The sequence below is a fragment of the Thermaerobacter sp. FW80 genome (assembly GCF_004634385.1).
In the GTDB taxonomy this organism is placed as follows: domain Bacteria; phylum Bacillota; class Sulfobacillia; order Thermaerobacterales; family Thermaerobacteraceae; genus Thermaerobacter; species Thermaerobacter composti.
This window is the reverse complement of sequence record NZ_CP037895.1, coordinates 94,260-120,603: the sequence shown is the minus strand read 5'-3', so window position 1 is coordinate 120,603 and position 26,344 is coordinate 94,260. Positions and strand designations below refer to the sequence as shown.

16 protein-coding genes and 4 pseudogenes are annotated in these 26,344 nt (G+C 70.5%); 10 read left to right on the top strand and 10 right to left on the bottom strand.

The window, feature by feature from the left end:
* The first annotated feature begins 3 nt into the window (after positions 1-3).
* Both E1B22_RS00500 and E1B22_RS00495 read left to right on the top strand, forming a co-directional pair.
* A complete protein-coding gene (locus E1B22_RS00500) occupies positions 4-1,623 on the top strand; it encodes a dihydrolipoyl dehydrogenase (protein WP_135224138.1) in 1,620 nt (539 codons plus the stop codon).
* Between the two features lie 10 nt (positions 1,624-1,633).
* Positions 1,634-2,092 (top strand): PTS sugar transporter subunit IIA, encoded by a 459-nt coding sequence (locus E1B22_RS00495; RefSeq protein WP_167758806.1) that lies wholly within the window; start codon positions 1,634-1,636, stop codon positions 2,090-2,092.
* Positions 2,093-2,393: 301 nt separating this feature from the next.
* Here the strand turns inward: E1B22_RS00495 and E1B22_RS00490 are convergent, their stop codons facing one another.
* The gene (locus E1B22_RS00490) at positions 2,394-3,656 is read right to left on the bottom strand and encodes a Zn-dependent hydrolase (RefSeq protein WP_135224136.1); all 1,263 of its coding nucleotides are present in this window, start codon (positions 3,654-3,656) and stop codon (positions 2,394-2,396) included.
* 463 nt (positions 3,657-4,119) lie between these two features.
* Between E1B22_RS00490 and E1B22_RS00485 the strand changes: the two are divergent.
* Together E1B22_RS00485 and E1B22_RS00480 are read left to right on the top strand one after the other, a co-directional pair.
* A pseudogene (locus tag E1B22_RS00485) lies at positions 4,120-4,953 on the top strand (IS256 family transposase); the annotation flags it as partial.
* A gap of 95 nt (positions 4,954-5,048) precedes the next feature.
* A pseudogene (locus E1B22_RS00480) lies at positions 5,049-6,213 on the top strand (IS3 family transposase); the annotation flags it as partial.
* 34 nt (positions 6,214-6,247) lie between these two features.
* Here the strand turns inward: E1B22_RS00480 and E1B22_RS13010 are convergent.
* Positions 6,248-6,373: pseudogene (locus E1B22_RS13010) on the bottom strand (IS110 family transposase); the annotation flags it as partial.
* Between the two features lie 285 nt (positions 6,374-6,658).
* Here E1B22_RS13010 and E1B22_RS00470 point away from each other — a divergent pair.
* From E1B22_RS00470 to E1B22_RS13805, 5 genes and pseudogenes are all read left to right on the top strand, one after another.
* A complete protein-coding gene (locus E1B22_RS00470; RefSeq protein WP_135224134.1) occupies positions 6,659-7,630 on the top strand; it encodes an asparaginase in 972 nt (323 codons plus the stop codon).
* 236 nt (positions 7,631-7,866) lie between these two features.
* Positions 7,867-8,760, top strand: coding sequence for a polysaccharide deacetylase (locus tag E1B22_RS00465; protein ID WP_135224133.1), 894 nt, complete (start codon positions 7,867-7,869; stop codon positions 8,758-8,760).
* 247 nt (positions 8,761-9,007) lie between these two features.
* The gene (locus E1B22_RS00460) at positions 9,008-9,268 is read left to right on the top strand and encodes a hypothetical protein (RefSeq protein ID WP_135224132.1); all 261 of its coding nucleotides are present in this window, start codon (positions 9,008-9,010) and stop codon (positions 9,266-9,268) included.
* Between the two features lie 63 nt (positions 9,269-9,331).
* Positions 9,332-10,321: a GTP-binding protein gene (locus E1B22_RS00455; protein WP_207669884.1), complete on the top strand. Its 990-nt coding sequence runs from the start codon at positions 9,332-9,334 to the stop codon at positions 10,319-10,321.
* A 150-nt stretch (positions 10,322-10,471) separates the two neighbouring features.
* A pseudogene (locus E1B22_RS13805) lies at positions 10,472-11,012 on the top strand (oligopeptide/dipeptide ABC transporter ATP-binding protein); the annotation flags it as partial.
* Positions 11,013-11,020: 8 nt separating this feature from the next.
* Here the strand turns inward: E1B22_RS13805 and ilvB are convergent.
* The 8 genes from ilvB to ilvN all read right to left on the bottom strand — a co-directional run bounded on the left by ilvB (position 11,021) and on the right by ilvN (position 23,002).
* Positions 11,021-12,841 carry a biosynthetic-type acetolactate synthase large subunit gene (ilvB, locus tag E1B22_RS00445; protein WP_371413476.1) on the bottom strand — a complete coding sequence of 607 codons (1,821 nt, stop codon included), beginning with the start codon at positions 12,839-12,841 and terminating at the stop codon, positions 11,021-11,023.
* Positions 12,842-13,551: 710 nt separating this feature from the next.
* Complete coding sequence (gene ilvD, locus E1B22_RS00440) at positions 13,552-15,240, bottom strand: dihydroxy-acid dehydratase (RefSeq protein ID WP_135225858.1); 1,689 nt, start codon at positions 15,238-15,240, stop codon at positions 13,552-13,554.
* Positions 15,241-15,584: 344 nt separating this feature from the next.
* A complete protein-coding gene (gene leuB / locus E1B22_RS00435) occupies positions 15,585-17,144 on the bottom strand; it encodes a 3-isopropylmalate dehydrogenase (protein ID WP_243123500.1) in 1,560 nt (519 codons plus the stop codon).
* Between the two features lie 151 nt (positions 17,145-17,295).
* Positions 17,296-17,823, bottom strand: a complete 528-nt coding sequence (gene leuD / locus E1B22_RS00430; RefSeq protein ID WP_135224131.1) for a 3-isopropylmalate dehydratase small subunit — start codon at positions 17,821-17,823, stop codon at positions 17,296-17,298.
* 276 nt (positions 17,824-18,099) lie between these two features.
* Positions 18,100-19,401, bottom strand: coding sequence for a 3-isopropylmalate dehydratase large subunit (gene leuC / locus E1B22_RS00425; RefSeq protein ID WP_135224130.1), 1,302 nt, complete (start codon positions 19,399-19,401; stop codon positions 18,100-18,102).
* A gap of 322 nt (positions 19,402-19,723) precedes the next feature.
* On the bottom strand, positions 19,724-21,052 hold the full coding sequence (locus E1B22_RS00420) for a 2-isopropylmalate synthase (protein WP_135224129.1): 1,329 nt from the start codon (positions 21,050-21,052) through the stop codon (positions 19,724-19,726).
* Between the two features lie 17 nt (positions 21,053-21,069).
* Positions 21,070-22,140 (bottom strand): ketol-acid reductoisomerase, encoded by a 1,071-nt coding sequence (ilvC, locus tag E1B22_RS00415; protein WP_243123498.1) that lies wholly within the window; start codon positions 22,138-22,140, stop codon positions 21,070-21,072.
* Between the two features lie 157 nt (positions 22,141-22,297).
* Positions 22,298-23,002: an acetolactate synthase small subunit gene (gene ilvN / locus E1B22_RS00410; protein ID WP_135224128.1), complete on the bottom strand. Its 705-nt coding sequence runs from the start codon at positions 23,000-23,002 to the stop codon at positions 22,298-22,300.
* A gap of 1,561 nt (positions 23,003-24,563) precedes the next feature.
* Between ilvN and aceA the strand changes: the two genes are divergently transcribed.
* Positions 24,564-25,874, top strand: a complete 1,311-nt coding sequence (gene aceA, locus E1B22_RS00405) for an isocitrate lyase (protein ID WP_135225856.1) — start codon at positions 24,564-24,566, stop codon at positions 25,872-25,874.
* Positions 25,875-26,344: the final 470 nt, after the last annotated feature.

The window sequence follows — 26,344 nt, the reverse complement described above, 5'->3', positions numbered from 1 at the left end:
AACATGGTCGTCGGCGAAGTCGCGACGGAAACGGAGGTCCTGGTCATCGGCGGCGGGCCGGGCGGCTACGTGGCCGCCATCCGCGCGGCACAGCTCGGCAAGGACGTCACCCTGGTGGAGAAGGATCGCCTCGGTGGCGTGTGCCTCAACGTGGGGTGCATCCCCTCCAAGGCGCTGATCGACGCCGCCAAGGCCTACCACCGCCTGGCGCGCGAGGCCGAGCGCGGCATCGTGGTCGAGGGGGCGCGCCTGGACTTTGGCCGGCTGCAGGGGTGGAAGCAGTCGGTGGTCCAGCGGCTGACGAGTGGCGTCGAGCAGCTCCTCAAGGGCCACGGCGTGACGGTGGTGAAGGGGCGGGCGACCTTCACCGGCCCGAACCAGGTGTTGGTCGAGAACCCCGGCGGCGGCAGCGAGGTCTACCGCTTCCAGCACTGCATCGTGGCCACGGGCTCGCGGCCCGTGGAGCTGCCGGGCTTTGGCTTCGACGGCGTGCGGATCCTGGATTCCTCGGACGCCCTGGCCCTGGACCACCTGCCGCTGCGGCTGGTGGTGATCGGGGGCGGGTACATCGGCCTGGAGCTGGGCACCGCCTTCGCCAAGCTGGGCTCGGCGGTGACGGTGCTGGAGCTGGCGGACCAGCTCTTGCCCGGCACGGATCCCGAGCTGGTGCAGGTGGTGGCGCGCCGGCTCCGCCAGCTGGGGGTGAAGGTGCACACGGGGGTGCGGGTGCTGGGCTGGGAGGAGGAGCCCGGCGGCGAGGGCGTGCGGGTCGTGTTCCGACCCGAGCCGCGCGGGGCGGGTGCGGCGAGCGCCGCGATGGCAGGGGCCGGTGCGGCGGGCCGGGGGGCGGCGGCCGAGGGGCCGGGGGCGCGGTCGAGTGGCGCCGGGACGGGCGGCTCCGGCGGGGCGGGTGCGGCGGGGGCCGGTTCGTCCGGATCGGAAGAACAGGCCGTGGTGGCCGATGCGGTGCTGGTCAGCGTGGGCCGGCGGCCCAACACCGACAGGCTGGGCCTGGAGCGGGTGGGCGTGGAGCTGGACGAGCGCGGCCGGGTAAGGGTCGATGCCCAGCTGCGCACCCGCCAGCGGCACATCTTCGCCATCGGGGACATCGCCCCGGGCCCCATGCTGGCCCACAAGGCGAGCCGGGAGGGGATCGTGGCGGCGGAGGTCATCGCCGGGCTGCCGGCGGCGGCCGATTACGTCGCCGTGCCGGCGCCGGTCTTCACCGACCCGGAGATCGCCACGGTGGGGCTCAGCGAGGTGGAGGCGCGGCAGCAGGGGTACGACCCCGTGGTGGGCCGCTTCCCGTACGCCGCCAACGGGCGGGCCCTGACGCTGGGCGAGCGGGACGGGTTCGTCAAGCTGGTGGCCGATCGGGAGAGCAAGGTGGTGTTGGGGGCGGGCATCGTGGGGCCGGAGGCGTCGGACCTGATCGCCGAGCTGGCGCTGGCGGTGGAGATGGGAGCGACGCTGCAGGACCTGGCGCTGACCATCCACGCCCATCCGACGTTGAGCGAGGCCGTCATGGAGGCGGCGGAGGCGGGGCTCGGGCACGCGATCCACGTGCTGGCGGGGAAGTCCCACCGGGGCGATGCGACGGCGAAGCGCTCCGCGACGGAATGAGGGTGAGCCCATGTTCTCCCGTGAGCTCATCATGCTGGATCTGGACGTGGCGGATGCCCAAGGCGCGATTCGTGCGCTGGGGAGTCGGCTGCGGGAATGCGGTCACGTTGCAGAGACCTTCGTCGATGCCGTCCTCGACCGCGAACGCACGTTTCCGACGGGTCTCCCCACGAGGATCCCGGTCGCCATACCGCACACCGACGCAGCCCATTGCTACAAGCCGGCCATTGCCGTCGGCGTCTTGCGGCACCCCGTCGAGTTCGGCGAGATGGGCAATCCCCAGGGTACCGTGGGCGTCAGGGCCGTGTTCCTCCTGTCGATACCCGATCCGTCCCAGCAAGTCGACTGTCTCCGCGCCTTGGTCGAGGCTTTTCAAGACCCGCACTTCCTGCCTGCCCTGGTGGGCAGCCGCACCACCGACGAGGCCTGGCAGGTCTGCCAGCGTACCTTCGGAGGAACGTTGGCTTGAGCCGCGGGGCGGGTTTCCATGGGCTCGCGGAGCGGGGGGAAGGGTTCCATGGGCTCGCGGAGCGGGGGGAAGGGTTCCATGGGATCCCGGAGCAGGGCAGGGGTTCCATGGCCTCCCGGGAGGGGGCTTCGCCGGGTCTCTTCACAATGTAAGGGCTTTCGCAACATGGAAGCTGTCAGACGAGCCCGATGGGGCGTCAGAGGAGCCTTGTGGAGCGCCAGAGGAGCCTTTCCCGTGCGGGAGGGGCGTGCCGACCGATGATTCGGAATCGATGATTCGGAATCGTCACACCCCCCGTTGCTCAGGGTAGGTGGCGGTCCAACCACTGCAGGGCCCGCGCCAGCACCTCCGCCCCGCGGGCAATGTCCCGAGGCTCCGCCCATTCCTCCGGGCAGTGGCTCAACCCCGCGCGGCAGGGGATGAAGAGCATGCCCATGGGGGCGATCCGAGCCACGTGCATGGCGTCATGACCGGCGCCGCTGCTCAGCCGGAGGGTGGCGTAGCCGAGCTCCTGCGCCGCTCGCTCCAGGGCTTCCATCACCATCGGGTCGGCCTGGACCCCCGGCGCCCTGCCGAGGCAGCGGGTCGAGCAGCGTAGACGGCGGGCTTGGCAGATGGCCTCGACCGCATCGAGGATGCGCTGCCACCCATGGTCCAGCAGGGCCTCGTCGTGGCTGCGGAGGTCGACGGTGAGCTCGGTGCGGGCGGGCACCACGTTCATGTTGTTCGGCTCGTTGCGCAGCCGGCCGGCCGTGGCGACGAAGGGGCCGCGAGCGGCCAGCTCCCGGCCGATGCGTTCCACCGCCAGGACGATCTCCGCCGCGCCCGCCAAGGCGTCCTGCCGCAGGTCCATCGGCGTGGTGCCGGCATGACCGGCCCGGCCCTCCACCACGATCCGGTGCCATGCCATGCTGGCAATGCCAGTGACGATGCCGATGGGCACGCCGCGGCTCTCCAGCACCGGTCCCTGCTCGATGTGCATCTCGAGGTAGGCCGCGATCTCCCCCGGCCGGCGCAGAGGGCGGGCCAAGGCGTCGGGGTCGCCACCCATGCGGCGGATGCCCTCGGCCAGGGTCTCGCCGGCGGGGTTGACCTGGGCCAGCATCGGAGGGCTCAGGCCGCCCGCCAGCGCCTGGCTGCCCACGCAGGAAGGACCGTAGTCGGTGGGTTCTTCGGCGAGGAAGTCGACGACCTCCACCGGATGTCGCAGCCGGACTCCCGCCTCCTGCAGGGCCCGGATCGCCTCCAGGGCGCCCAGCACGCCCACCACCCCGTCGAACCGACCCCCGTTGACCACGGTGTCGGTGTGGGAGCCGGCCATCAACGGCGGTAGGCCGGGATCGGTACCCTCCCAACGGCCGATGAGGTTGCCTCCCGCGTCGACGTGGGTCTCCAGGCCCGCCTCCCGCATGCGGGCGGCCAGCCAGCGCCGCCCTTCAAGGTACACCTCCGTGAAGGCCCGGCGGGTGTAGGGTCGATCCGGCTCGGTCCGAGCCGCCAGCGCCTCGATGTCCGCCCAGAGGCGTTCGGCGTCGATGCGGGCCGGTGGTGTTGTGGAAGTCATGGGGGCTCCCCCTCGGCTTCACGTGGTTCGGGTCCAGCTGCCACAGAGCTGCCACACCCAACCACGGTGTTCTCGGAAGCGTCCTCGTCCCCTTCACGCAGCGGGCATCGCGCCGGTCTGGGGGCGGAGGGGACTGTCAAGCTGACGATGTGAGACCCGCAAAAGTCGCTTCGCTTTCGCGGCCACCGCGAGGCCACCGAAACGCTAGAGTCCCAGGTGGTGGTGTGGGCATGATTTCGGTCAAGCCCCCGGCGCAGGAATTGGGCGCTTCAAGGGATAACCTTGTGCCGATTCTGTGGGCGGAGGCGGCAGCGGAGCGTAGGCAGACGCCGTTAAAGTCCCGGGTAGTGATGGACTTTCCGGCCAGGGTTTAGGCGTGGCTGGTGGCCGTTGACAGCAGCGGTCACCGGCGGCTTCCCTTCGGGTTGGACAAACCCGAGCACGAAGGGAGGTCGGACCACCGGTGACCGCTGACTTCAGGATGGCACTTCTCGAACTGCTGCGCCAGTACCAGGGCGAGCCCGAGGTCGACGCCCTGCGGGAGGGCCTGCGCTGGCTCGCCCAGCAGCTGATGGAGGTCGAGGTCAGCGAACTCATCGGCGCCCAGCGCTACGAGCGCACCCCGTCGCGCACTACCTACCGAAACGGGTACCGCCCCCGGCGCTGGGACACGCGCGTGGGTACCATCGAGCTGCAGATCCCGAAGTTACGCCGCGGCAGCTACTTCCCCAGCCTCTTGAAGCCGCGGCGGCGCGCGGAGCGGGCCTTGCTGGCCGTGGTGCAGGAGGCCTACGTGCACGGGGTGAGCACGCGCAAGGTGGACGAGCTGGTCCAGGCGCTGGGCGTCGGGGGCTTGAGCAAGAGCGAGGTCTCCCGCATCTGCGCCGAGCTGGACGAGCACATGGAGCGCTTTCGGAACCGGCCGCTGGAAGGCGAGTACCCCTACGTGTGGCTGGACGCCAAGGCGGTGAAGGTGCGGCAAGACGGACGGGTGGTGAACATGGCGGCCGTGATCGCCGTGGGTGTGCGGGAGACAGGGGAACGGGAGGTCCTGGGGTTCGACGTGGGCGCGGCCGAGACGTACGAGTTCTGGCTGGACTTCCTACGTCGCCTGGTGGCCCGGGGGCTGAAGGGCGTGCGGCTGGTGATCTCGGACGCCCACGAGGGCCTCAAGCGAGCCATCGGTGAGGTGCTGGCAGGCGCCACGTGGCAGCGGTGCCGGGTGCACTTCATGCGGAACCTGCTGGCGCGGGTGCCCAAGCACGCCCAGTCCATGGTGGCAGCGCTGGTACGGACTGGACTTGCCCCGGTTTAGTGGACACCCCGATACTTGGGGCGTAAGCCCCGGAAAGGGTGATCCCCATGCCGGCGACCAAGCCGCCGTAGCCTCCCCAGTTCCGGGCCGAAGCCGTCCGCCTCGTCCGGGAAAGCGGGAAGAAGCTCCAGCAGGTTGCTGCCGATCTCGGCGTTTCGGAAGCCAGCTTGCGGAAGTGGATCCGCCAAGCCGAGATCGATGCGGGGCAGCGCCCCGGGTTGACCCCAGCCGAGCGGGAGGAGCTGAACCGGCTGCGGCGGGAGAACCGGATCCTGCGGGAGGAGCGTGAAATCCTAAAAAAAGCTGCAGCTTTTTTGCCCAGGAGAGCCGACGGAACCGGTGACGGTGTTTCGGTTCATCGAGCAGGAGAAGGCCCACCACCCGGTCGCCACGCTGTGCCGTGTCCTGGGCGTCTCGACGAGCGGCTACTACGCATGGCGGCAACGTGGTACCTCCAGACGGTCCCAGGAGGACGCGGATTTGAGTCAGCAGATCCGAGCCATTCATGTCGCCAGCCGGGGCACCTACGGGGCTCCGCGCGTTCACGCCGAACTGCGGATGGTTCATGGCGTCCGTTGTGGGCGGAAACGCATCGCCCGGCTGATGCGGGCCATGGGGCTGGCTGGCGTGCACCGGCGCCGAGCCCGGGGGATCACACGCCGGGATCCCCGCCGCCCGGTCGACCCCGATCGGCTGGGTCGGCAGTTTGTGCCCGATGCCCCCAACCGGGTGTGGGTGGCGGACCTCACGCAGCACCGCACCGAAGAGGGCTGGTTATACCTTGCCACAGTGGTCGACGCCTTCTCTCGCATCGTGGTGGGCTGGGCGATGGGCGACCGGCCCGTGGCGGAACGGGTGGTGGACGCTGTCACCATGGCGGTGCGGCGGCGCCGCCCGGGGCCCGGTCTAATCCACCACTCGGATCATGGAGCGCAGTACACCTCGCTGGCGTTCACCTGCCGCTTGGAGGCCCTGGGCATCGCCGGGTCGATGGGTTCGGTGGGCGATGCACTCGACAACGCCGTGGCCGAGAGTTTCTATGCGACGCTGCAGCGGGAACTCCTCGACCGGCAAGCCTGGCCTACCCGGCAGCAGTTGCAAACGGCGATCTTCGAGTATATCGAAGGCTTTTACAACCGACGGCGACGTCACTCGTCCCTGGGTTACCTCTCGCCCTATGAGTACGAGGCACGTTGGTTCCAAGGGCGAAAAGTTCAGCAGCAGTCAGGGGTCGTCGCGTAAGCCTCAACCTGTCCACGAAACCGGGTCAACTCCAATCCGTCTTCACCCGATCCCCAGGACGTGTCGGCGTCAGCGCCGGGGCGACCACCACGCACCGGATCCCCATCCGGGCCAGCAGGCGCTGCAGCTCGTAACCCGTAGGCCCGGCTTCGTAGCCGACCATCAACTGCTCCTTTCGGCTCACCGGGCTCATGAGCTTACGGACCGCTTCGGCCCGGTGAGGGATCGTGCCCCAGGACCGGCCCCGGCCGCCTTCCCGGTCGGCTACACCGACCGCAATCGTGTCCTGGTGCACGTCGAAACCCACGAACTTCGTGATATCCTTCATGGTACCGGCCCCTTTCGTTTGTGGCTCTGCGCGAAGGTAGCCACCTTCAGCGTAACCCACGTACCTGCGAAACGGGGCCGGCCTCGTTCATTATGACTAGGTCGTGCAAGGGGGGGCGTGAGGGTGGGCCACGTGGTGGTGCTTGCGACGGGGGGCACGATTGCATCGGTTCCAGGTGAACATGGTGACTACGTAGCATCGTTGGGCGGTCGTGAGTTGGTGAGCCGGATTGGCGAGGCAGGAGCCGTCCGGGTGGAAACCCTGTTCGTCAAGGGCAGTTATGCCTTTACGTTGGAGGACCTGCACACTCTTGCCCAAGCGGCAATCCAGTATCTGGATGATTCGGCCATAGACGGTGTGGTGATCACCCAGGGGACGGACACCCTGGAGGAAACGAGTTTCTACCTGGCGCTGGTACTTGAGCGCCGAAAGCCGGTGGCACTCACCGGTGCGCAGCTCCCCGCCAGCGACCCCCAGGGTGACGGTCCACGGAACCTGTCACAGGCGATTGCAGTGGCCCGCGATCCGGAGGCGGCTGGCTGGGGACCGGTCGTGGTCTTCAACGGAGAAATCCACGCCGCGCGGGACGTGCGCAAGGTCGACACGGCCGCCCTCGACGCGTTCAAGTCGCCGGGCTGGGGCCCTGTCGGGCTGGTGGATCGCGGCCGGGTGATCAAGGCCCGTAGCGTGCCGGAGCGCCGCGTGTTGCCGCCGGCTGTTCCCCGTCCCGTGGCTCTCATTCGCCTGGCCGTAGGTTTGACAGGAGATCAAGTTCTGCAGGCGGCCGCCGGGGCTGCGGGAGTCGTGTTGGAGGCCTTCGGGCGGGGGAACGCGAACCCGTCGGTGGCCGACGCTGTCAGGCGACTTGTCGACGCCGGCGTCCCCGTGGTAGTCACCAGCCGTTGCGTGCGAGGGTTTGTGGCCCCCATTTACGGTGATGGCGGGGGACGCGACTTGGAACGAGCAGGCGCCTGGTTTGCTGGTGACCTGGCAGGCGAAAAGGCACGCTTATTGCTCGGTCTCTTGCTGGCCCATGGCATCAGAGGGGAGGCAGCTCAGGAGTGGCTAGCGGAGTGGGCTATGTCGTAGACCGCGCAGGAATGAAGGCGGAATGCCGCAAAATCTACGGCCTTGGAAGGGGGTGAGCCGTCGCCTTCAGTTGTTGTTGGAGACCGGATACGGTTGCCATCCGTGGGATTACAAGCTGGTGTTGCCAGACGCGTGACACGATGTGGTGGCCTGTTACCACACGAGAGGGGCTATGGTGACCGTAGGGACGCGTTATAAAGGCGTATTTCATGACATTAGAGTGGGAGGGAATGCGGATGGCGAAGGAGATCCTGGTTGCCTTCGGTGTCGACGTCGATGCCGTAGCCGGATGGTTGGGGTCCTATGGGGGAGAAGACTCGCCCTGTGACATCTCACGCGGCATCTTCGCCGGCGAGGTTGGGGCCCCGCGCCTGCTAAAGCTATTTGACAAGTACGGGCTCAAGACCACCTGGTTCATTCCCGGCCATTCCATTGAAACCTTCCCGGAGCAGATGCAGATGGTAGCGAAGGCCGGTCACGAGATCGGCCTGCACGGATACTCCCACGAGAACCCGACGGCCTTGACACGAGAGCAGGAAGAAGCAATCCTTCGTAAGTGCGTTGATCTGGTAGAGAAACTCTGGGGCCGGAAGCCGGTCGGCTATGTTGCCCCCTGGTGGGAATTCTCGAAGAACACGGTCGAACTGCTGTTGAAGTACGGCATCAAATACGATCACAGCCTCATGCACAACGACTTCCACCCCTATTATGTGAGGGTTGGTGATAGTTGGACGAAAATCGACTACTCCCAGCCTGCGGAAACGTGGATGAAGCCCCTAGTACGTGGCGAGGAGACGGACCTGATCGAGATCCCGGCCAACTGGTATCTGGATGATCTCCCGCCCATGATGTTCATCAAGAAGGCGCCTAATAGTCATGGCTTCGTCAACCCGCGCGATATCGAACAACTGTGGCGGGATCAGTTCGATTATGTCTATCGGGAATACGATTATGCGGTCTTCACGATGACGGTTCACCCGGACGTCAGTGGGCGTCCCCAAGTCCTGCTGATGCTGGAGCGGTTAATTGAGTATATCAGCCGGCACCCCGGGGTACGGTGGGTCACGTTCGAGCAGATCGCTAACGACTTTGCTAGGCGGTTCCCGCGGGCGAAGGTCGGTACTCAGTGAGCCGGACTTTGCCCACCACAAAACCGGATGGGGCGAGGGGAACCCGGTTGACGCGTCCGGCGGTTCCCCTCGCGCCAATTCCCAGGGTTGGCCAGCCGCGAGTACCGGGTGCGGGGAAGGAGGAACGGGAATGTGTTTGCTCTGCAGTGAGTTCGCCACCCGGGTGCACTGGTCCGAACACGCACCGGTGTCGACGGGACCCGAAACGGTCAGAGTTGAGCCGGGTCACGAAGGAGTTGGCATGCGGTTGCGCCAGCGCTATCGCCGCCTAGACATCGTCAACGAACTGCTGTGCCCCTTGGGCTTGGCGGTTTACGACTGGAACGGAACCAAGTACGTGGTCGATGACCGCAAGGGAAATGTGGCCCTGGTGGATGACCTCGGCGGCATCTGGGGAGTTGTCGAGACCCGCTTGGGCTGGAGGCTCGACCCGTTGGACCCCAAATGGCTGGAAATGCTATCCGCGGGAACCGGCACGGACGGGCGGTCCACGGCGGCTCCGCAGTGATATCAGCGGCAAGATCAAGCGCAGAGGTTCGATTTTCGTTTGGCCCTTCGAGCGAGGGAATGTATGATGCCCGGCTCTGCGCGATTTCCCATCACCCTCCTTACTGGCTTTCTCGGGAGCGGTAAAACGACCATCCTGCGGCGCGTCCTCGGGGCAACGGCAGAACCCGGGGTTGCGGTAATTATCAATGAATTCGGAGAGGTAGGGCTCGACCATCACCTCGTCCGGCATGTGGGAGAGAGCGTCACCCTGGTCGGCAACGGTTGTCTGTGCTGCGCCCGGCGTGAGGATCTGGTCCGCGTGCTGCGCGAACTCCTGGAGCTTCATGACGGGGGCAAATTGCAACTTACGCACGTCATCCTTGAAACCACGGGACTGGCCGATCCAGCGCCCATCCTTTTTACGGTAATCAACGACCCGTTGCTACAGCACCGCTGCCGCATCTCGCGCGTCTTGGTAACGGTGGACACGGTCCATGGCGAGCTCCAACTGGAGCGACACCCGGAGGCGCGCAAACAACTGGCCGTAGCCGACCATGTGATCCTCACCAAAACTGATTTGAATCCCCACACGGAGGGACTGGTTCAGCGGATCCGCGAGCTCAATCCTGCTGCTCGTGTGCACAGGGATCTCGATACCCCCGCATTGAGGGATCTCTTGCTGGATCGAAATGATGACAAGGTTTGGCGAGCCCTCCTGGAAATGAACGAGGCGGTCCCTGAATTCACCGGTGGGAGTGCGCACGGAGCGAACACGGAGTCGCTTTCCCTGGTATTAGACTCACCCATGGATTGGAATGTCTTCGCCGTCTGGCTGACCATGCTGCTCCACGCCCACGGGCAGGAAGTGTTGCGGGTGAAGGGCATCCTGGATGTGGGCGATGGGGCGGTGTTGATCAACGGGGTTCAGCATGTGATTCACCCGCCTGAACACTTACCTGAATGGCCGACGCAGGACCGCCGGTCCCGAATTGTCTTCATTGTTCGGGGCCTCGAGCACGAGCGGCTGCTCCGGTCCTTGGAGACGTTCCAAGCCCGGTTCGGTTCCTCGTAGGGCGTAGCCGCCGGTGCGCTGGTCCTGCGCGGTGCGAGGTGACGGGGGCGATCGGGACCTCCGGGGACGGCCGGCTTCGTACTGCCTGGTAGCCCACGGTGAGCCTGTCCGGGTACGTCCCCGAGTTTCCGTCAGATTGTGTGGAAATACCCCAAGCTCATCGTGTGCGACGAGCCCGTCTCCGCCCTGGCCGTGTCCATCCAGGCCCAGATCCTGAAGCTGCTGGCAGACCTGCAGAAGGAGTTCGGGCTCACGTACCTATTCATCTTCATCTTCTTCATCTTCATCGCCCACGGCCTGGCGGCGGTGAAGCACATCTCCAACCGGGTGGGCGTGCTGTACCTGGGGAAGCTGGTGGAGCTCGCGGACTAGCAGGAGCTCTACCGGAATCCTCGGCCTCCGGACACGGAGGCGCTGCTGTCGGCGATCCCAATCCCCGACCCCACGGTGAAGCGGGAGCGCATCATCCTCCAGGGCGACGTGGCCAGCCCCCTGAACCCGCTGCGGGGCGACCGCTTCCACACCCCGCGGCCCGCTGGCGGAGGACATCTGCCGCGAGAAGGAGCCGCCGCTGTTGGACATTGGCGGCGGTCACTGGGTCGCCTGCCACCTGTGGGCGGGGGAGGGGCCGCCGGCACCAGAAGGCACGGACGCATCCCACCGACGGGAACCCGAAAAAATGGTGGGGTAGCCTCCCGGCTACCCCACGATCATCTCCTTCAGCGCCGCCCCCGGCGGGACCATGGGCAGCACGTCCTCCTCCTGCCGCACGACGCAGTCCACCACCACCGGTCCGGGGCGCGCCAGGGCCTCGCGCACCGTGCCGGCCAGTTCGTCCGGATGGGTGATCCGGAAGGCTGCGATGCCGTACGCCTCGGCCAGCTTGACGAAGTCCGGCTGGTGCTCGAAGACGCTGGCCGACAGGCGGTGGCCGTAGAACAGGTCCTGCCACTGCCGCACCATGCCGTGGGCGCGGTTATTAATAATGAAGACTTTCACCGGCAGGCCCAGCTCGGCCAGGGTCGAGAGCTCCTGCACGTTCATCTGGAAGCTGCCGTCGCCGTCGATGCACAGCACCCGCGCGTCCGGCCGGGCCAGCTGGGCGCCGATGGCGGCGGGCAGCCCGTAGCCCATGGTTCCCAGGCCACCGGAGGTCAGGAATTGCCGGGGCCGGCGGTACCGATAGAACATGGCCGCCCACATCTGGTGCTGGCCGACGCCAGTGACCACCAGGGCGTCGCCGGCCGTGGCCCGCTCGAGTTCCTCGATCACCGCCTGGGGAAGCAGTTCGCGGCGGGCCAGGTCCCGGTCGTAGCGGTAGGGGTACTCCTGCTTCCAGCCGTTCACCCGCTCGAGCCACGGGCTGCGATCGGACCACTCGTCCGGACGAACCCGGCCCAGGGCCTCCCGCAGCGCCTCCAGCCCCTGCCGGGCGTCGGCGGCGATGGCCACCCGCGGTGCCTTGACCTTGCCCAGCTCGGCGGCGTCGACGTCGATGTGGATGATGGCGGCGTCGGGGGCGAAGGCCGACACCTTGCCGGTCACCCGGTCGTCGAAGCGGGCCCCGACGGCGATGAGGCAGTCCGTCTCGGTGAGGGCCATGTTGGCGGCGTAGGTCCCATGCATGCCGGGCATGCCGAGGAAGAGGGGGTGATCGCCGGGCATGGCGCCCAGCGCCATCAGGGTGGTGGTGGTCGGAAGAACCGCCTCGTCCGCCAGGCGGCGCAGGGCCTCGGCGGCCCCGGCGACGATCACCCCACCGCCGGCGTAGAGCACGGGCCGCCGGGCGCGGGCGATGAGCCGGGCCGCCTCGTCCAGGTTGCCCAGGCCGCGGCACCCGGCGGGCCCCCATGGGGTGGGGTGGGCGCCAACCCGTGGCGCGCTGTCGTGGCGCCGACGGTGGTCGTCCCCATCGGCCGTCGACGCCACGGGCGTCGGTCGCAGCGGGCGATCCCACGCCTCCGGCGAGATGGTCGCCGTGAAGACGTCCTTGGGGATGTCCACCAGCACCGGCCCGGGCCGGCCGGACGCGGCCACGGCGAAGGCCTCCCGCAGGATCGCGGGCAGCTCCTCGGGGTCGAGCACCAGGTAGTTGTGCTTGGTCACCGGCATGCTGACGCCGAAGGTGTCCGCCTCCTGGAAGGCGTCGGTGCCGAGGAACGCCCGCCCCACGTTGCCGGTGATGGCCACCACGGGGACCGAATCCAGGTAGGAGGTGGCCAGGCCCGTGATCAGGTTGGTGGCTCCGGGGCCGGAGGTCGCGATGCACACCCCGACCCGGCCACTGGCCCGGGCGTAGCCGTCGGCGGCCAGGGCGGCGCCCTGCTCGTGGCGGGCCAGGACGTGGCGCAGCGGGGCCCCGTAGAGGGCGTCGTACAGGGGCAGCACGGCGCCGCCGGGAATGCCGAAGACCACCTCGACCCCCTGTTCCACCAGCACCTGGACCACGGCTTCGGCGCCCGTCATGGGCGCCCGCTGGGTACGGGGAGCAGGGCCCGCGCCGGCCGAGATGCTGGCCACGACGCCGGCCTGGGGGCCCCCTCCAGCCCCGACGGCGCGGCGAGCCTCGGCTCCGGTTTTGGGGCGAGCCTCGGTGCCGGTCTGGGTGCCCACCGCAACCTCGGTCTTGGGCCGAGCCTCGGTGCGGGTCTGGGTGCCCACCGCAGCGCCGGTCTTGGGGCGAGTCTCAGTGCCGGCCTGGGGGCCCCTTTTTGCCCCCCTATCGGGGCGAGCCTCGGCCCCGGTCTTGGCGCGAGCCTCGGTCCGGGCTCCGGGGTGAGGCTCCGCGCCGGCCTTGGAGGCGGTGCCAGGGGGGACCGCCGGGTGCCGGCTCCGTCCGTCGGCCCGGCCGTCGGGCAGCGGCTCACCGTCAGGCGACGGCTCTCGCCCGTCGGCGCCCGGGGTGAAACCGGGCGGAGTCTCGCGCGCGGCGGCCGTCGATGGGGGGCGGGTGGCAACCCGTTCGCCGAAGGAAGTCACGGCGCAACCCTCCTAACCGGAAAGAACCACCGAAACCTGAACGAACCACGACACCTGCGAAACCACGGCCTCGTCGGGGCCAGGACCATACCACGACCCGATCAGCACCATGTCGGAACCCTGACCATGTCGGAACCCTATCGGACCCTTTGCGATCGCACCCTACGGGCCCATCGGGCCCAGGCAGGCCCCACGCTGATGCAACGCGGCTGCAACGCGGCTTCCGTCAAGGCTCCCGTCAGCCCATCAGTTCAACCCATCAGCACCGCACCCGTGTTGGCCGACGTCACCGCCCGGGCGTAGCGGGCCAGGTAACCCCGCGCCTCCCGCGGGGGCCGCGGCTGCCACCGCTCGCGGCGGCGGGCCAGTTCGTCCGGAGGAACCCGCAGCTCCAGGCGGCGGCCCGGGATGTCGATCTCGATCTCGTCGCCGTCCTCCACCAGGGCGATGGGCCCGCCGGCGGCGGCCTCCGGCGAGACGTGGCCGATGGAGGCGCCCCGGGTGGCGCCGGAGAAGCGGCCGTCGGTCACCAGGGCCACCTCGCGGTCGAGGCCCATGCCGGCCAGGGCGGCGGTGATGGCCAGCATCTCCCGCATGCCGGGCCCGCCCCGCGGCCCCTCGTAGCGGATCACCACCACGTCCCCCGGGCGGATGCGGCCCTGGCGGATGGCGTCGGCGGCGTCCTCCTCGCTGTCGAAGACCCGGGCCGGGCCGCGGTGCCGCAGCATGGCCGGGTCAACGGCCCCCTGCTTCACCACCGCCCCGTCGGGGGCCAGGTTGCCGCGCAGCACGGCCAGGCCGCCCTCGGGGCTGTAGGGCTCCTCCAGCGTCCGGATCACGTCGGATCGCCAGGCGCGGGCCCGCTGGATCCGGCCCTGGGCGGCGGCCACGTTCTCTGCCAGGGTCCGGCCGGTGACCGTCAGCACCGAGCCGTCCACGTGCCCGCCCCGCAAGAGCTCCGCCAGCACCGCCTGGATGCCGCCGGCCTGGTGCAGGTCCTGGATGTGGTGGGGGCCCGCCGGGGCCAGCTTGCAGAGCTGCGGCGTGGAGCGGCTGATCTCGTCGATCAGGTCCAGGGTGATCACGTCGGCCAGGCCGGCGTCGTGGGCGATGGCCAGCAGGTGCAGCACCGTGTTGGTGGAGCAGCCCAGGGCCATGTCGACGGCCAGGGCGTTGCGGAAGGCGGCCTCGGTCAGGATGTCCCGGGCCCGGATGCCGCGGCGCACCAGCTCCATCACCTGCATGCCGGCCTGCTTGGCCAGCCGCAGCCGGGCGGCTTCCACGGCCGGGATGGTGCCGTTGCCGGGCAGCCCGAGGCCGATGGCCTCGGTCAGGCAGTTCATGGAGTTGGCGGTGAACATGCCGGAGCAGGAGCCGCAGGTGGGACAGGCGGCCTCCTCCAGCTCGAAGAGCTCCTCGGCGGTGATGCGGCCGGCCTGGAAGGCGCCCACGCCCTCGAAGACCGTAGCCAGGTTGACGGCCCGGCCGTAGACGTTGCCGGCCATCATCGGCCCGCCGCTGACCACCACCGTGGGCAGGTTCAGGCGGGCCGCGGCCATCAGCATCCCCGGCGTGATCTTGTCGCAGTTGGGGATCAGCACCAGGCCGTCCAGCTGATGGGCCTCGGTGACCGTCTCGATGGAGTCGGCGATGAGCTCGCGGCTGGGCAGGGAGAAGCGCATGCCGCGGTGGCCCATGGCGATACCGTCGTCGACGCCGATGACGCCGAACTGGATCGGCGTGCCGCCGGCCATGCGGATGCCGTCGCACACGGCGCGGGCGATGTTGTCCAGGTGCACGTGGCCGGGGATGATCTCGTTGCGGCTGTTCATCACCCCGATCAGCGGGCGGCGCAGCTCCTCGTCGGTGTAGCCCATGGCCTTGAAGAGGGAGCGGTGGGGGGCGCGGTGGAATCCCTCCACCACCTCCCGGCTGCGCAGGGGGACGGCCGTGCCGTTGGCCCGGGGCTCGGCCGCCGGGGGCGCCTGGACCGACGAACCGGCCGTCGTGGCGGAGCCGGTGGCGGTCGGCCCGGGCGGCACGGCGACGGTCAATGCTTGCTGCGCCGCGGCGGTCGGCCCGTGCGGCACGGCGACGGTCGATGCTTGCTGCGCCACGGCGGTCCGCCCGTGCGGCACGGCAGAGGTCGACCCTTGCTGCGCCGCACCGGTCGGCCCGGGTCGCACCGCAGCGGTCGGCCCCAGTTGCACCGCAGCCGTCCCCCGTTCCGTTGCCGCCGCAGGGGCCACGCCCGTCCCCGTTCCGGATGGCGACGTCACGCGTCTCACACTCCCTTCCGAGCTCGGGCCCGGCGACGGGTGCTCCCCGTCCCGGCGCCCCGGCGTGCCTTTGGTGGGGCCGTGGGGCGTTGGCCGGGCGGCACCATCCCGTTGGTGGCGGCGGCGTGGTCGGCCGAGCCCTGGGGTCCAGGGGTGGTGCCGCGGCTTCCCGCCCGGCCGGCCGACGCCGCCTCGGGTCCGTGGACGCCGCCGGGCGCTGCGTCGGGGGTCGGGCCCCGGCCGGCGCGGTCGCGGGCAGCGCCTGGGGCCCCGGCGGGCGGGGCCGGTTCGTCCGGAGGAACCGGCCGGAAGCCGTAGTCGCCGGCGATCCACGAGGCGGCCACCGCATCCCCGGCCAGCCCCGGACCCTCCCCGGACCCGCGGCGGTCCGGCGATCCCCGGCCGTCCCGCTCCGCCGCCGGCACCACCGGCTCCAGCGGCGCGGGGGCCAGCCGTTCCCGCACCCGGCGGGCGACGGCCCGGCCCACGTCCTCGGTGCCCGCCACCGGGGCGCCGGGCGGCGCGATGTCAGGCGTCCACGGCCCCGCGGCCAGCAGGTCGTCGACGGCCTCTTCCACCGCGCGGGCCTCCCGCTCGAGGCCGAAGGCGTAGCGGAGCATCATCGCCGCCGAGGCGATGGCCCCCAGGGGGTTGGCGATGCCCCGGCCGGCGATGTCGGGCGCCGAGCCGTGGACGGGCTCGAAGAGGGGCGGCCGGCCGGGCAGCCCGAGGCTGGCCGAGGGGAGCAGTCCCAAGGAGCCGCAGAGCGCCGCGCCGAGATCGCTCAGGATGTCGCCGAAGGTGTTCTCGGTCACCAGCACGTCGAAGCGGCCGGGGTTGCGGACCAGCTGCATGGCGGCGTTGTCCACCAGCATGTGCTCCAGCTCCACGTCGCCGAACTCCTCGGCCACCGCCTCGGTCACCCGGCGCCACAGGCGGGAGGTCTCCAGCACGTTGCTCTTGTCGACCGAGATCACCCGCCGGCGCCGCCCGCGGGCCAGCTGGAAGGCCATGCGCACGACCCGCTCGATCTCGGGCGTGGTGTAGACCATGGTGTCGTAGGCCCGCTCGCCGAAGGGCTCCTGCTGCACCCCGCGCTCGCCGTAGTAGAGCCCCCCGGTGAGCTCGCGGACGATCAGGATGTCGATCCCGCCGCCGACCACCTCGGGGCGCAGGGGACCGCGGCCCGCCAGGGCCGGATGAACCCGCACCGGCCGCAGGTTGGCGTAGGCGCCGACGCCCTTGCGCAGCCGCAGCAGGCCGGACTCCGGCCGGCGGGCCACCGGCTCGCGATCCCAACGCGGCCCGCCCACCGCTCCCAACAGGATGGCGTCGGCGGCTAGGCAGGCCTGCTCGGTCTCGGGCGGGAAGGGGTCGCCGGTGGCGTCGACGGCGGCGCCGCCGATGGGTGCCTCGACGAACTCGAAGCGGATCCCGGCCGCCGCCCCCACCGCCTCCAGGACCCGCACCGCTTCCCGCGTCACCTCGGGGCCGATGCCGTCCCCGGGCAGGACGGCGATGCGATACGTCATGCTGCCCGCCCCCTCCGCAATCCGTCCCGGCACCGGAAGGCCCTCATGGCACTCGTGCCGGCGTCCGTCGGCTGCCTTCGTCCGGGCTTCCGTTCCCCGCGGCTCCCTCGGGGAGCGCTGGTCCGGTCCGTCCCCGAGGCCCGCGACATCGCGTGGTCCGGTGGCAGTTGTCCGGTGTCAACCGTCAAGGGGACCGCTGTGGGTCCGCACCCTCCGGTGCCGCCGCGGCGGCCGCCAGCTTGCGGCGCGCGTACTCCACCAGCCCGCCGCACCGCAGGATCTCCTGCATGAAGGGCGGGAAGGGGGCCGCCTGGAAGGTCTCCCCGGTGGCCACGCGCCGGATGGTGCCGGCCGCCACGTCGACCTCAACCTCGTCGCCGTCCTGCAGGGCGGCCACCGCCTCGGGGCACTCCAGGATCGGCAGGCCCACGTTGATGGCGTTGCGGTAGAAGATCCGCGCGAAGGACACGGCGATGACACACGCCACCCCCGCGGCCCGGATGGCGACGGGCGCGTGTTCCCTCGACGAGCCGCAGCCGAAGTTGCGGCCGGCGACGATGACGTCGCCGGGACGGACCTTGCCGGCGAAGCTGGGGTCCAGGTCTTCCATGCAGTGGGCCGCCAGCTCCGCCGGGTCCGTGGTGAACAGGTACCGCGCCGGGATGATCACGTCGGTGTTGATGTCGTCGCCGTACTTCCACACGCGGCCCACGGCCGCCACCTCCTCACCGTGCGCACCTCGCGTCGTCTATCGCGTCCGACGCCCGTAGGACGGGACGAACCGGCCGCCGCCCCCGGATGCTCCCTCCGCCGCCCCCGCCGGCCATGGACCCACCGCGCTCGCGCGAGCGGCCTGCTGCCCTCGGGGAGCGCCCTGCACCACGGGCGCCGCCCCCGGGACGGAGGCACCGCAGGTCGCCTTCCGCCGCCCCCCGGGATGATGGCACCGCAGGGTCGCCTCCCGCCGTTCCGGCTACTCCGGGCCGCCTCACGCCACCCCGGCCACCTCTTCGTACCGGATGCCGAGTTCCTCCGGATGGCAGAGCCGGCCCGCCACCGCCGAGGCCGCGGCCACCGCCGGATTGGCCAGGTACGACTCCGACTCGGGGTGGCCCATCCGGCCGACGAAGTTGCGGTTCGAGGTGCTGACGCAGCGCTCGCCCTTGCCCAGCACGCCCATGTGGCCGCCCAGGCAGGGGCCGCAGGTGGAGGCGCTGACCACGCACCCGGCGGCCATGAAGACCTCGATGAGCCCCTCCTTGAGCGCCTGCAGGTAGATGTCCCGCGACGCGGGGATCACGATGGCCCGCACCTCGGGATGCACCCGGCGGCCGCGCAGGATGCGGGCGGCCATGCGCAGGTCGTCCAGGCGGCCGTTGGTGCAGGAGCCGATGAACACCTGGTCGATGGGGACGCGCTCCACCTGGCTCAGGGGCCGCACGTTGTCGGGCGACCAGGGCAGGGCCACCTGCGGCTCGATCTGGGCGGCGTTGAACTCGTACACCTCGGCGTATTCCGCGTCGGGATCGGACCAGACGGGGCTGCACGGCCGCTGGGCCCGCTGGGCGACGTAGTCCAGGGTCCGCTGGTCGGGGTTGAAGATGCCGTTCTTCCCACCGGCCTCGATGGCCATGTTGGCCATGGCCAGCCGCCCGTCCATGCTGAGGTCGGCCAGGGCCTCGCCGGTGAACTCCATGGCCTTGTACGTGGCCCCGTCGCACGAGATGCGGCCGATGGTGTAGAGGATCAGGTCCTTCCCGGTGACCCACGGCTGCAGCCGGTTGTAGTACACGAACTTCAGCGTCTCCGGCACCTTGAGCCACGTCTCGCCGGTGGCCATGGCGTACGCCAGGTCGGTGCTGCCCACGCCGGTGGCGAAGCAGCCCACGGCGCCGTAGGTGCAGGTGTGGGAGTCGGCCCCCAGCACCAGCTCGCCGGGAAGAACCAGCCCGCGGTCGGGCAGCAGCGCGTGCTCGATGCCCTCGCCCATCTCGTAGTAGTGGGTCAGGCCCTGCTCCCGGGCGAACTCCCGCGCCACCTTGCACTGGTCGGCGCTGCGGATGTCCTTGCTGGGGGCGAAGTGGGAGAGGACGATGGCCACCCGCTCGGGGTCGAAGACCTTGGTCGCCCCCATCTCCCGGAAGGCCCGGATCGCCAGGGGCGCGGTGATGTCGTTGGCCATGAGGAAGTCGACCCGGACCTCGACCAGCTGGCCGGGTTCGACCGAGGGGAGGCCGGCGTGGGCGGCGAGGATCTTCTCGGTGATGGTCATCGGGCGGCGTGCCGCCATGGGTTGAACCTCCTCTGCGCAAGCCTTGCCGTCGACGCATGGGGCCCTCGGCGCGGGGTGTGGCCGTGGACCGGGCGGCCGGTCGTGCCGGGTCGGTCGCCGGGGCCAGCCCCCCGTCCCTGGAGGTCCGCCGACATCCGGCGCCTTCCCAGGCAGGGGCCGGACGTCGGCGCCCGCCGGCCCCCGGGGCCGACAGGGAGCCGCACCTCGGTCGCCGAATCCTCATAGGCTGGGCATGCGGCCGGCCGTCTGGGCTGGGGACCCGGCCGCACGCCCGGCCTTGCGGGGGCCGCCCCGTGCTCCCCATGGCCCGTTCGGGGGGTCAGGCGCCGTGGGCGAGCCGGGATGCGGCCCCGCTCTCTTGCTGCCGTTCGTCCAGCACCTCGGCCGCCAGCCGGGCGAGGGCTTCCTTGCTGACGAACTCCCGGCGGTCGGCCAGGGCCTTGAAGCGGCGGAAGACCTCGCGGAAGGCCTCCTCCGGCAGGCGGAAGCCCAGCCGCTCCAGCTCCACCCGCACGGCGTGGCGGCCCGAGTGCTTGCCCAGCACCAGCTGCGAGCCGCCGGCTCCCACCGCCTCGGGCCGGATGATCTCGTAGGTCAGCGGGTTCTTGATCACGCCGTCCTGGTGGATGCCCGACTCGTGGGCGAAGGCGTTGGCCCCGACCACCGCCTTGTTGGGAGGAACGGGCACGCCCGTCAGGCGCGAGACCAGTTGGCTGGTGGGGACCAGCCTCTGAGTGTCCACCCCCGTGGTGGCGCCGAAGACGTCGCCCCGTACCGCCAGCGCCATGACCACCTCTTCCAGGGAGCAGTTGCCCGCCCGCTCGCCGATGCCGTTGATGGTGCACTCCACCTGGCGGACCCCCACCCGCACCGCCGCCAGGGCGTTGGCCACCGCCATGCCCAGGTCGTCGTGGGTGTGGGCGCTGAACACCACCCGGTCCGACCCGGGCACCCGGGCCATGACCTCCTGGAACATGCGGGCGTAGGTCCAGGGCGTGGCGTAGCCCACGGTGTCGGGCAGGTTGATGGTGGTCGCCCCGGCCTCGATGGCTGCCGCCGTCACCTCGGCGAGAAAGCCCACGTCGCTGCGGGTGGCGTCCTGGGCGGAGAACTCCACGTCCGGGCACAGCGAGCGGGCATACGCCACCATCTCCTCCACCAGCCGCAGCACCTGGTCTTCCGTCATGCGCAGCATGGCCTCCAGGTGGACGGGCGAGGTGGAGACGAAGACGTGGATCCGCGGCCGGCGGGCGTGGCGGATGGCCGCCCAGGCCCGGTCGATGTCCGCCGCCGCGGTGCGGGCCAGGGCCGCCACCACCGGGCCCTGGATCGCCTCGGCGATCCGGCCCACCGCCTCGAACTCGCCGTCGGAGGCCACGGGGAAGCCGGCCTCGATGACGTCCACGCCCAGCGCCTCGAGCCAGCGGGCCACCTCGACCTTCTCCTCCACCGTCAGGGCAACGCCGGGGGTCTGCTCGCCGTCGCGCAGCGTGGTGTCGAAGATGCGCACCCGATCGGGGTTCGCGCCGGCTCCTCCGGCCTCGGCGTCGGCCCCCGCGGGGCGGGTCACGCCGGTCCGCGTCGCAGAGGTCTCCGCCGAGGCGTCCGTCGTGGGGGTCCTCGTGACCTCGCCCACCCCATCCGCCATGGGGCATCCCTCCCTTCCTAACCGGCTTGCCGCGTCGAGCCCACCGGCTGCGCCGCCTGGGGGCCCCCGGTGGCGCCCGTCGCCTGCGGCGCCTCGTCATCCCTGGGCAGCCAATCCATCATCGCCCGGAGCCGACGGCCCACCTCCTCGATGGGGTGCCGGGCCTCCTGGGCACGGCGGGCGTTCATCACCGGCCGTCCCGCCTGGTTCTCCAGGATCCACTCGCGGGCGAAGGCGCCGGACTGGATCTCCGCCAGGATCTCCTTCATCCGCTGGCGCACGCCGGCGTCGATGATCCGCGGCCCGCGGGTGAGGTCGCCGTACTCGGCGGTGTCGCTGATGGAGTAGCGCATGCGGGCCAAGCCACCCTCGTACATCAGGTCCACGATGAGCTTCAGCTCGTTGAGGCACTCGAAGTAGGCGATCTCGGGCTGGTAGCCGGCCTCCACCAGGGTCTCGAACCCGGCCTTGACGAGTTCCGTCACGCCGCCGCAGAGCACGGCCTGCTCGCCGAAGAGGTCCGTCTCCGTCTCCTCCTGGAACGTGGTCTCGATGACGCCGGCGCCCGTGCAGCCGATGCCCCAGGCGTACGACAGGGCCAGTCGCTTGGCCTGGCCCGTGGCGTCCTGGGCCACGGCCAGCAGGCCGGGGACGCTGCGCCCCTCCCGGACGAACCGGCGCAGCAGGTGGCCCGGCGCCTTGGGCGCCACCATGAAGACGTCCACGCCCCTGGGCGGCCGGATCTGCCCGAAGTGGACGTTGAACCCGTGGGAGAAGGCCAGGGCCTTGCCCTCGGTCAGGTGGGGGGCGATCTCGTCCCGGAAGACCGCGGGCTGCCGCTCGTCGGGGATGAGCATCACCACCACGTCGGCCATGGCCGCTGCCTCGGCCGGCGCGTAGGTGGGGAAGCCGTCCGCCCGGGCCCGCTCGGCGCTGGCGCCGGGGCGGATGCCGATGACCACGTCCACCCCCCGGTCCCGCAGGTTCTGGGCCTGGGCGTGGCCCTGGCTGCCGTAGCCGATGACGGCCACCCGGCGCCGGCGGATGAGCTCGGGATCGGCGTCCCGGTCGTAGTAGATGGTGGCCACGGGAACCCCTCCTCGTGTCGTGGTCCGGGCATGGGGCCCGAACATGGGATGGTGGCGTCTGGTGCCGTCGGCCTGCCGCGGGGCCCTCGTCGGAGGGGCCGCCTCCGGTCGACCCGGCCCCTCGGTCAGCCCGGCGCCAGGTCCGTCGGGCCGCACCCTACGGATGGGGACCGGGCGTCGCCGCGGCGGCGAGGGCGCCGGCGCCGTCGGGTTCCGCCATCCCGGCCAGGGGGTTGGCGGCGGCTGCGGCCGGCGGAGCGGCCGCGGTCCACCGCGGCTCCGGGGGGGCAGCGGCCCCTGCGGCCGCGGCCTGGGCCGGTTCGTCGGCGGGACGCGTGGTACCGGCCCTGCCCTGCCCGGGTCCTGTGACGCCACCGGGAAGGACCCGGCCGCCCCGGCCCAGGGCCGCCACCCCGGTGCGCATGACCTCCACCGGGCCGAACTCCGCAGCCAGGTTGAGGAAGGCCTCGACCTTGGTGGGGTCGCCCGTCACCTCCAGCACCAGCGAGCGGGGCGCCACGTCCACCACCCGGGCGCGGAAGACCTGGGCGACCTGCAGGACGTCGGCCCGCCGGCCGGGGTGGTCGAGCAGCACCTTGACCAGGGCGAGCTCCCGCCCCACGGCGCGGGAGGGCTCGACCACCTCGACGCTCACCACGTCGATCAGGCGCGCCAGCTGGGCGGCCAGCCGCTGGGCCCGCGGGGCCGGTTCGTCCAAGCCCAGGTTGATTCGGAGGAACCCGGCCGGTCCGGCGGGGCCGGCGGCCAGCGACCGGACCTGGTAGCGTCGGCTCTCGTAGACGCCGAGGATGCGCCGGAGGATCCCGGGTCGGTCGGCGGCCAGCACCATGACGTGGATCACCGGTCTCACCCCCTTCGTACAAAGGCGGAGGGCGCTCTTCGCCCCGGGCCCGCTCTGGGCCGGGGGCGAAGAGCGCCCTCTTCGCGGTACCACCCCGGTTGCCGCCGCCTCGCGGCGGCGGCCTCGGCGGGTGGCGGAGACCGCCACCCTTTGGGCTAACGACGACTCCTCTCCCGGACGCCGGTCCCGCTGGCCCTGGCGACGCTCGTCGTGGCGGACCCCGGCGGGTCCTGCCGGCACCCGCCCGGCGATCGGGGCCCTCAAGGGGCGCATGCCGTCCGGCCTTCCGCAGACCGCGCGGCATGGCGCGGAGCGGGTCCACCGCGCGGTCCGTCGGGGACCGGGGCTGGACCGTCGGGCGGGTCGCCATCGGCATGGCCGCGTACGACTTGCCAGGACGGTGCGCTGCCGCACGCAGGCGCTTCGCCATGGGAGCGAGCGACCGGGTTCTGAAGCCGCCGGCTCCGGCTAGGGGCTGCGGCCCTTCACCGGAACGGCTCCGGGGCGAGTTCGCCGGGTCCACGGCGCCGGTTCGCACCGGCCACCGGCTCTCTGCAGCCGGGAGCACCGGGTACTGCTCCCCTTCACGGCCGTTGCTCGCGTCGGGTTGTCAAGGATGCGCCACGGATAACAAGAGACCCCGAGCGGCGAAGGCGCCAACCGGGGTTGGGAACCTGCCGCTCGGGGCTTTTATCCCCACGGTGTCCCGCCGGACGAACCCGACGGGTTGCGCCGCTCGGTCCAGTCCACCGCATCCGGCCGGCCGCCATTGCCTTCGCGGTCCGCCAACCGGGGCGCCTCGCCCATCGGCGGCGCCCCGTAAAGGGACGGGGCGGCAGAGCCTCTCGGGTCGTGCCGGCCACCGGATGGGGCCGGTACCGACACCCTGCGGACACGGTGCGGAACCCTAGGCGCACTTCCCAAACCGACGCGGACCGCTCTGCATCGCGGAGCGCTGGTGCTGTCCGTGTCAGGTTTGACCTGGATTATAGCACCGGCTCGGGGGGTGTCAACCCATTCCGCCGAAAGATGTTTGATTAAGGTTCTTTAACGTTCGGTGGACGTCACGCGACCACCTTATGCGGGCGGAAGACGCATCATGCGACCGCTTCGCCTGCGGAATCCGCCGAGTGCGGCCCGTTCGTCGAGCCCGCCGCACCCCCACCGAGGCCGGCCGGCGTCCGGGGGCGGTCGGGTGGCGGTGGGGGCAGCCGGCGGCCGGACCCCGGTCGGCGGCCGGCGGCTGGGATCGGCCCCCGGTGGGCTCGCTGCCCCTTGCCCTTGGCTTCGGCGGTCACTGGCACGGACGGGGCGCGAAGGGGAGGGGACCCTGCCGGCGCCGGACCCCGCCGTCCACCGCCGGCCCGGACCCCTTCGGTGGGCCAAGGCCACCGTTCGCCGCCGTCCCATTGCGCCTTGCACCGCACCGACCGTACAGGGTAAGAAAACGATCAATACCCCCCGCAAGAAGGAGGATGGCCCCGTGAGCATCCACAACGGCAAGCCCCGGGCCGGGGAGTCGGCCGGTTCGTCCGCACCGTCGCAGGCGGAGCGACCCTCCCTGGAGGAGCGGATCCGCCAGGAGGCGGCCCAGCTGGAGGAGGAATGGCGCACCGACCCCCGCTGGCGCGGCATCCGTCGCAACTACTCGGCGGAAGACGTGGTCCGGCTGCGAGGCTCCGTGCGGGTGGAGTACACCCTGGCCCGTCAGGGCGCCCGGCGGCTCTGGGAGCTGCTCCACAGCGAGGACTACGTCGCGGCCCTCGGTGCCCTGACCGGCGCCCAGGCGGTGCAGATGGTCAAGGCCGGGCTCAAGGCGATCTACCTGAGCGGCTGGCAGGTGGCGGCCGACGCCAACCTGGCCGAGCAGATGTACCCCGACCAGAGCCTCTACCCCGCCAACAGCGTCCCGGCGGTGAGCCGGCGGATCAACAACGCCCTGCGCCGGGCGGACCAGATCCACTGGGCCGAGGGGGACGACTCCACCTACTGGATGGCGCCCATCGTGGCCGACGCCGAGGCGGGGTTCGGCGGCCCCCTCAACGCCTTCGAGCTGATGAAGGCCATGATCGAGGCCGGGGCGGCCGGGGTCCACTACGAAGACCAGCTGGCATCGGAGAAGAAGTGCGGCCACATGGGCGGCAAGGTGCTGGTTCCGACCAGCCAGTTCATCCGCACCCTGACCGCCGCCCGCCTGGCGGCCGACGTGTGCGGCGTGCCCACGATCCTGATCGCCCGCACCGACGCCCTGGGGGCCACGCTGCTGACCAGCGACGTCGACCCCTACGATCAGCCGTTCATCACCGGCGAGCGGACGCCCGAGGGCTACTTCCGGGTGCGCAACGGCATCGAGGCGGCCATCGCCCGCGGCCTGGCCTACGCGCCCTACGCCGACCTCTTGTGGTTCGAGACGGCCAAGCCCGATCTCGAGGAGGCGCGGCGGTTCGCCGAGGCGATCCACCGCGAGTACCCGGGCAAGCTGCTCGCTTACAACTGCTCGCCGTCCTTCAACTGGAAGCGCCACCTGGACGACGACACCATCGCCCGCTTCCAGCGGGAACTCGGGGCCATGGGCTACAAGTTCCAGTTCATCACCCTGGCGGGCTTCCACGCCCTCAACGCCTCCATGTTCGAGCTGGCCTACGGCTACGCCCGCACCGGCATGACCGCCTACGTCCGGCTGCAACAGCGGGAGTTCGAGCTGGAGGAACTCGGCTACACCGCCACCCGGCACCAGCGCGAGGTGGGCACCGGTTACTTCGACCGGGTCGCGGAGGTCATCGCGGGCGGGCAGTCGTCGACCCTGGCCCTGAAGGGCTCGACGGAGGAAGAGCAGTTCGAGGGGGCGCCGCGGGCGGCCCGGGGGGCGTGACGGAACACCGGGCGGCAGCGGTAGCCCGTCACGCCGGCGGGTGCCAGCGGCGGGCTCGGGCCCGCACGCATCGAACTCGCCGGAGTGGATCAGCATAAGACAAGAGGGGTGTGCCACAGCGTAACAGGCAGAGAAGGGCCGGGGAACAACCCGGCCCTTCGACGTATGAAAGTGAAAGAAATCATCTGATGTTTGTGCGCCGGGGGTGAAAAGATGTGGCGGTTAAGGGCAGCTGTCGCCTGCGTTACTGTCCTGGTGGCAGTGGCGACCTTCGGCGTTGTGAATCGGTCCCACGCTGACGCACCGCCTGATGTTGTCCAGGGCATTAAGGACGACATCCCATATGTGCGGGTTGTGTTGGCAAGCGAACCGCAACATTTTGGGCTTACAAAACTGAGTGATGCGGATAACGTAACTTTCGGCGAGGGCTTTCGCGTCCACTATGTCTCTGAGCAAGGTGTTATCGACGC

Coding starts and splice junctions, on each gene's coding strand:
- E1B22_RS00500 (WP_135224138.1), top strand. CDS start 4: ATGGTCGTCGGCGAAGTCGCGACGGAAACGGAGGTCCTGGTCATCGGC.
- E1B22_RS00495 (WP_167758806.1), top strand. CDS start 1,634: ATGTTCTCCCGTGAGCTCATCATGCTGGATCTGGACGTGGCGGATGCC.
- E1B22_RS00490 (WP_135224136.1), bottom strand. CDS start 3,656: ATGACTTCCACAACACCACCGGCCCGCATCGACGCCGAACGCCTCTGG.
- E1B22_RS00465 (WP_135224133.1), top strand. CDS start 7,867: ATGGCGAAGGAGATCCTGGTTGCCTTCGGTGTCGACGTCGATGCCGTA.
- E1B22_RS00455 (WP_207669884.1), top strand. CDS start 9,332: ATGATGCCCGGCTCTGCGCGATTTCCCATCACCCTCCTTACTGGCTTT.
- leuC (WP_135224130.1), bottom strand. CDS start 19,401: ATGGCGGCACGCCGCCCGATGACCATCACCGAGAAGATCCTCGCCGCC.
- E1B22_RS00420 (WP_135224129.1), bottom strand. CDS start 21,052: ATGGCGGATGGGGTGGGCGAGGTCACGAGGACCCCCACGACGGACGCC.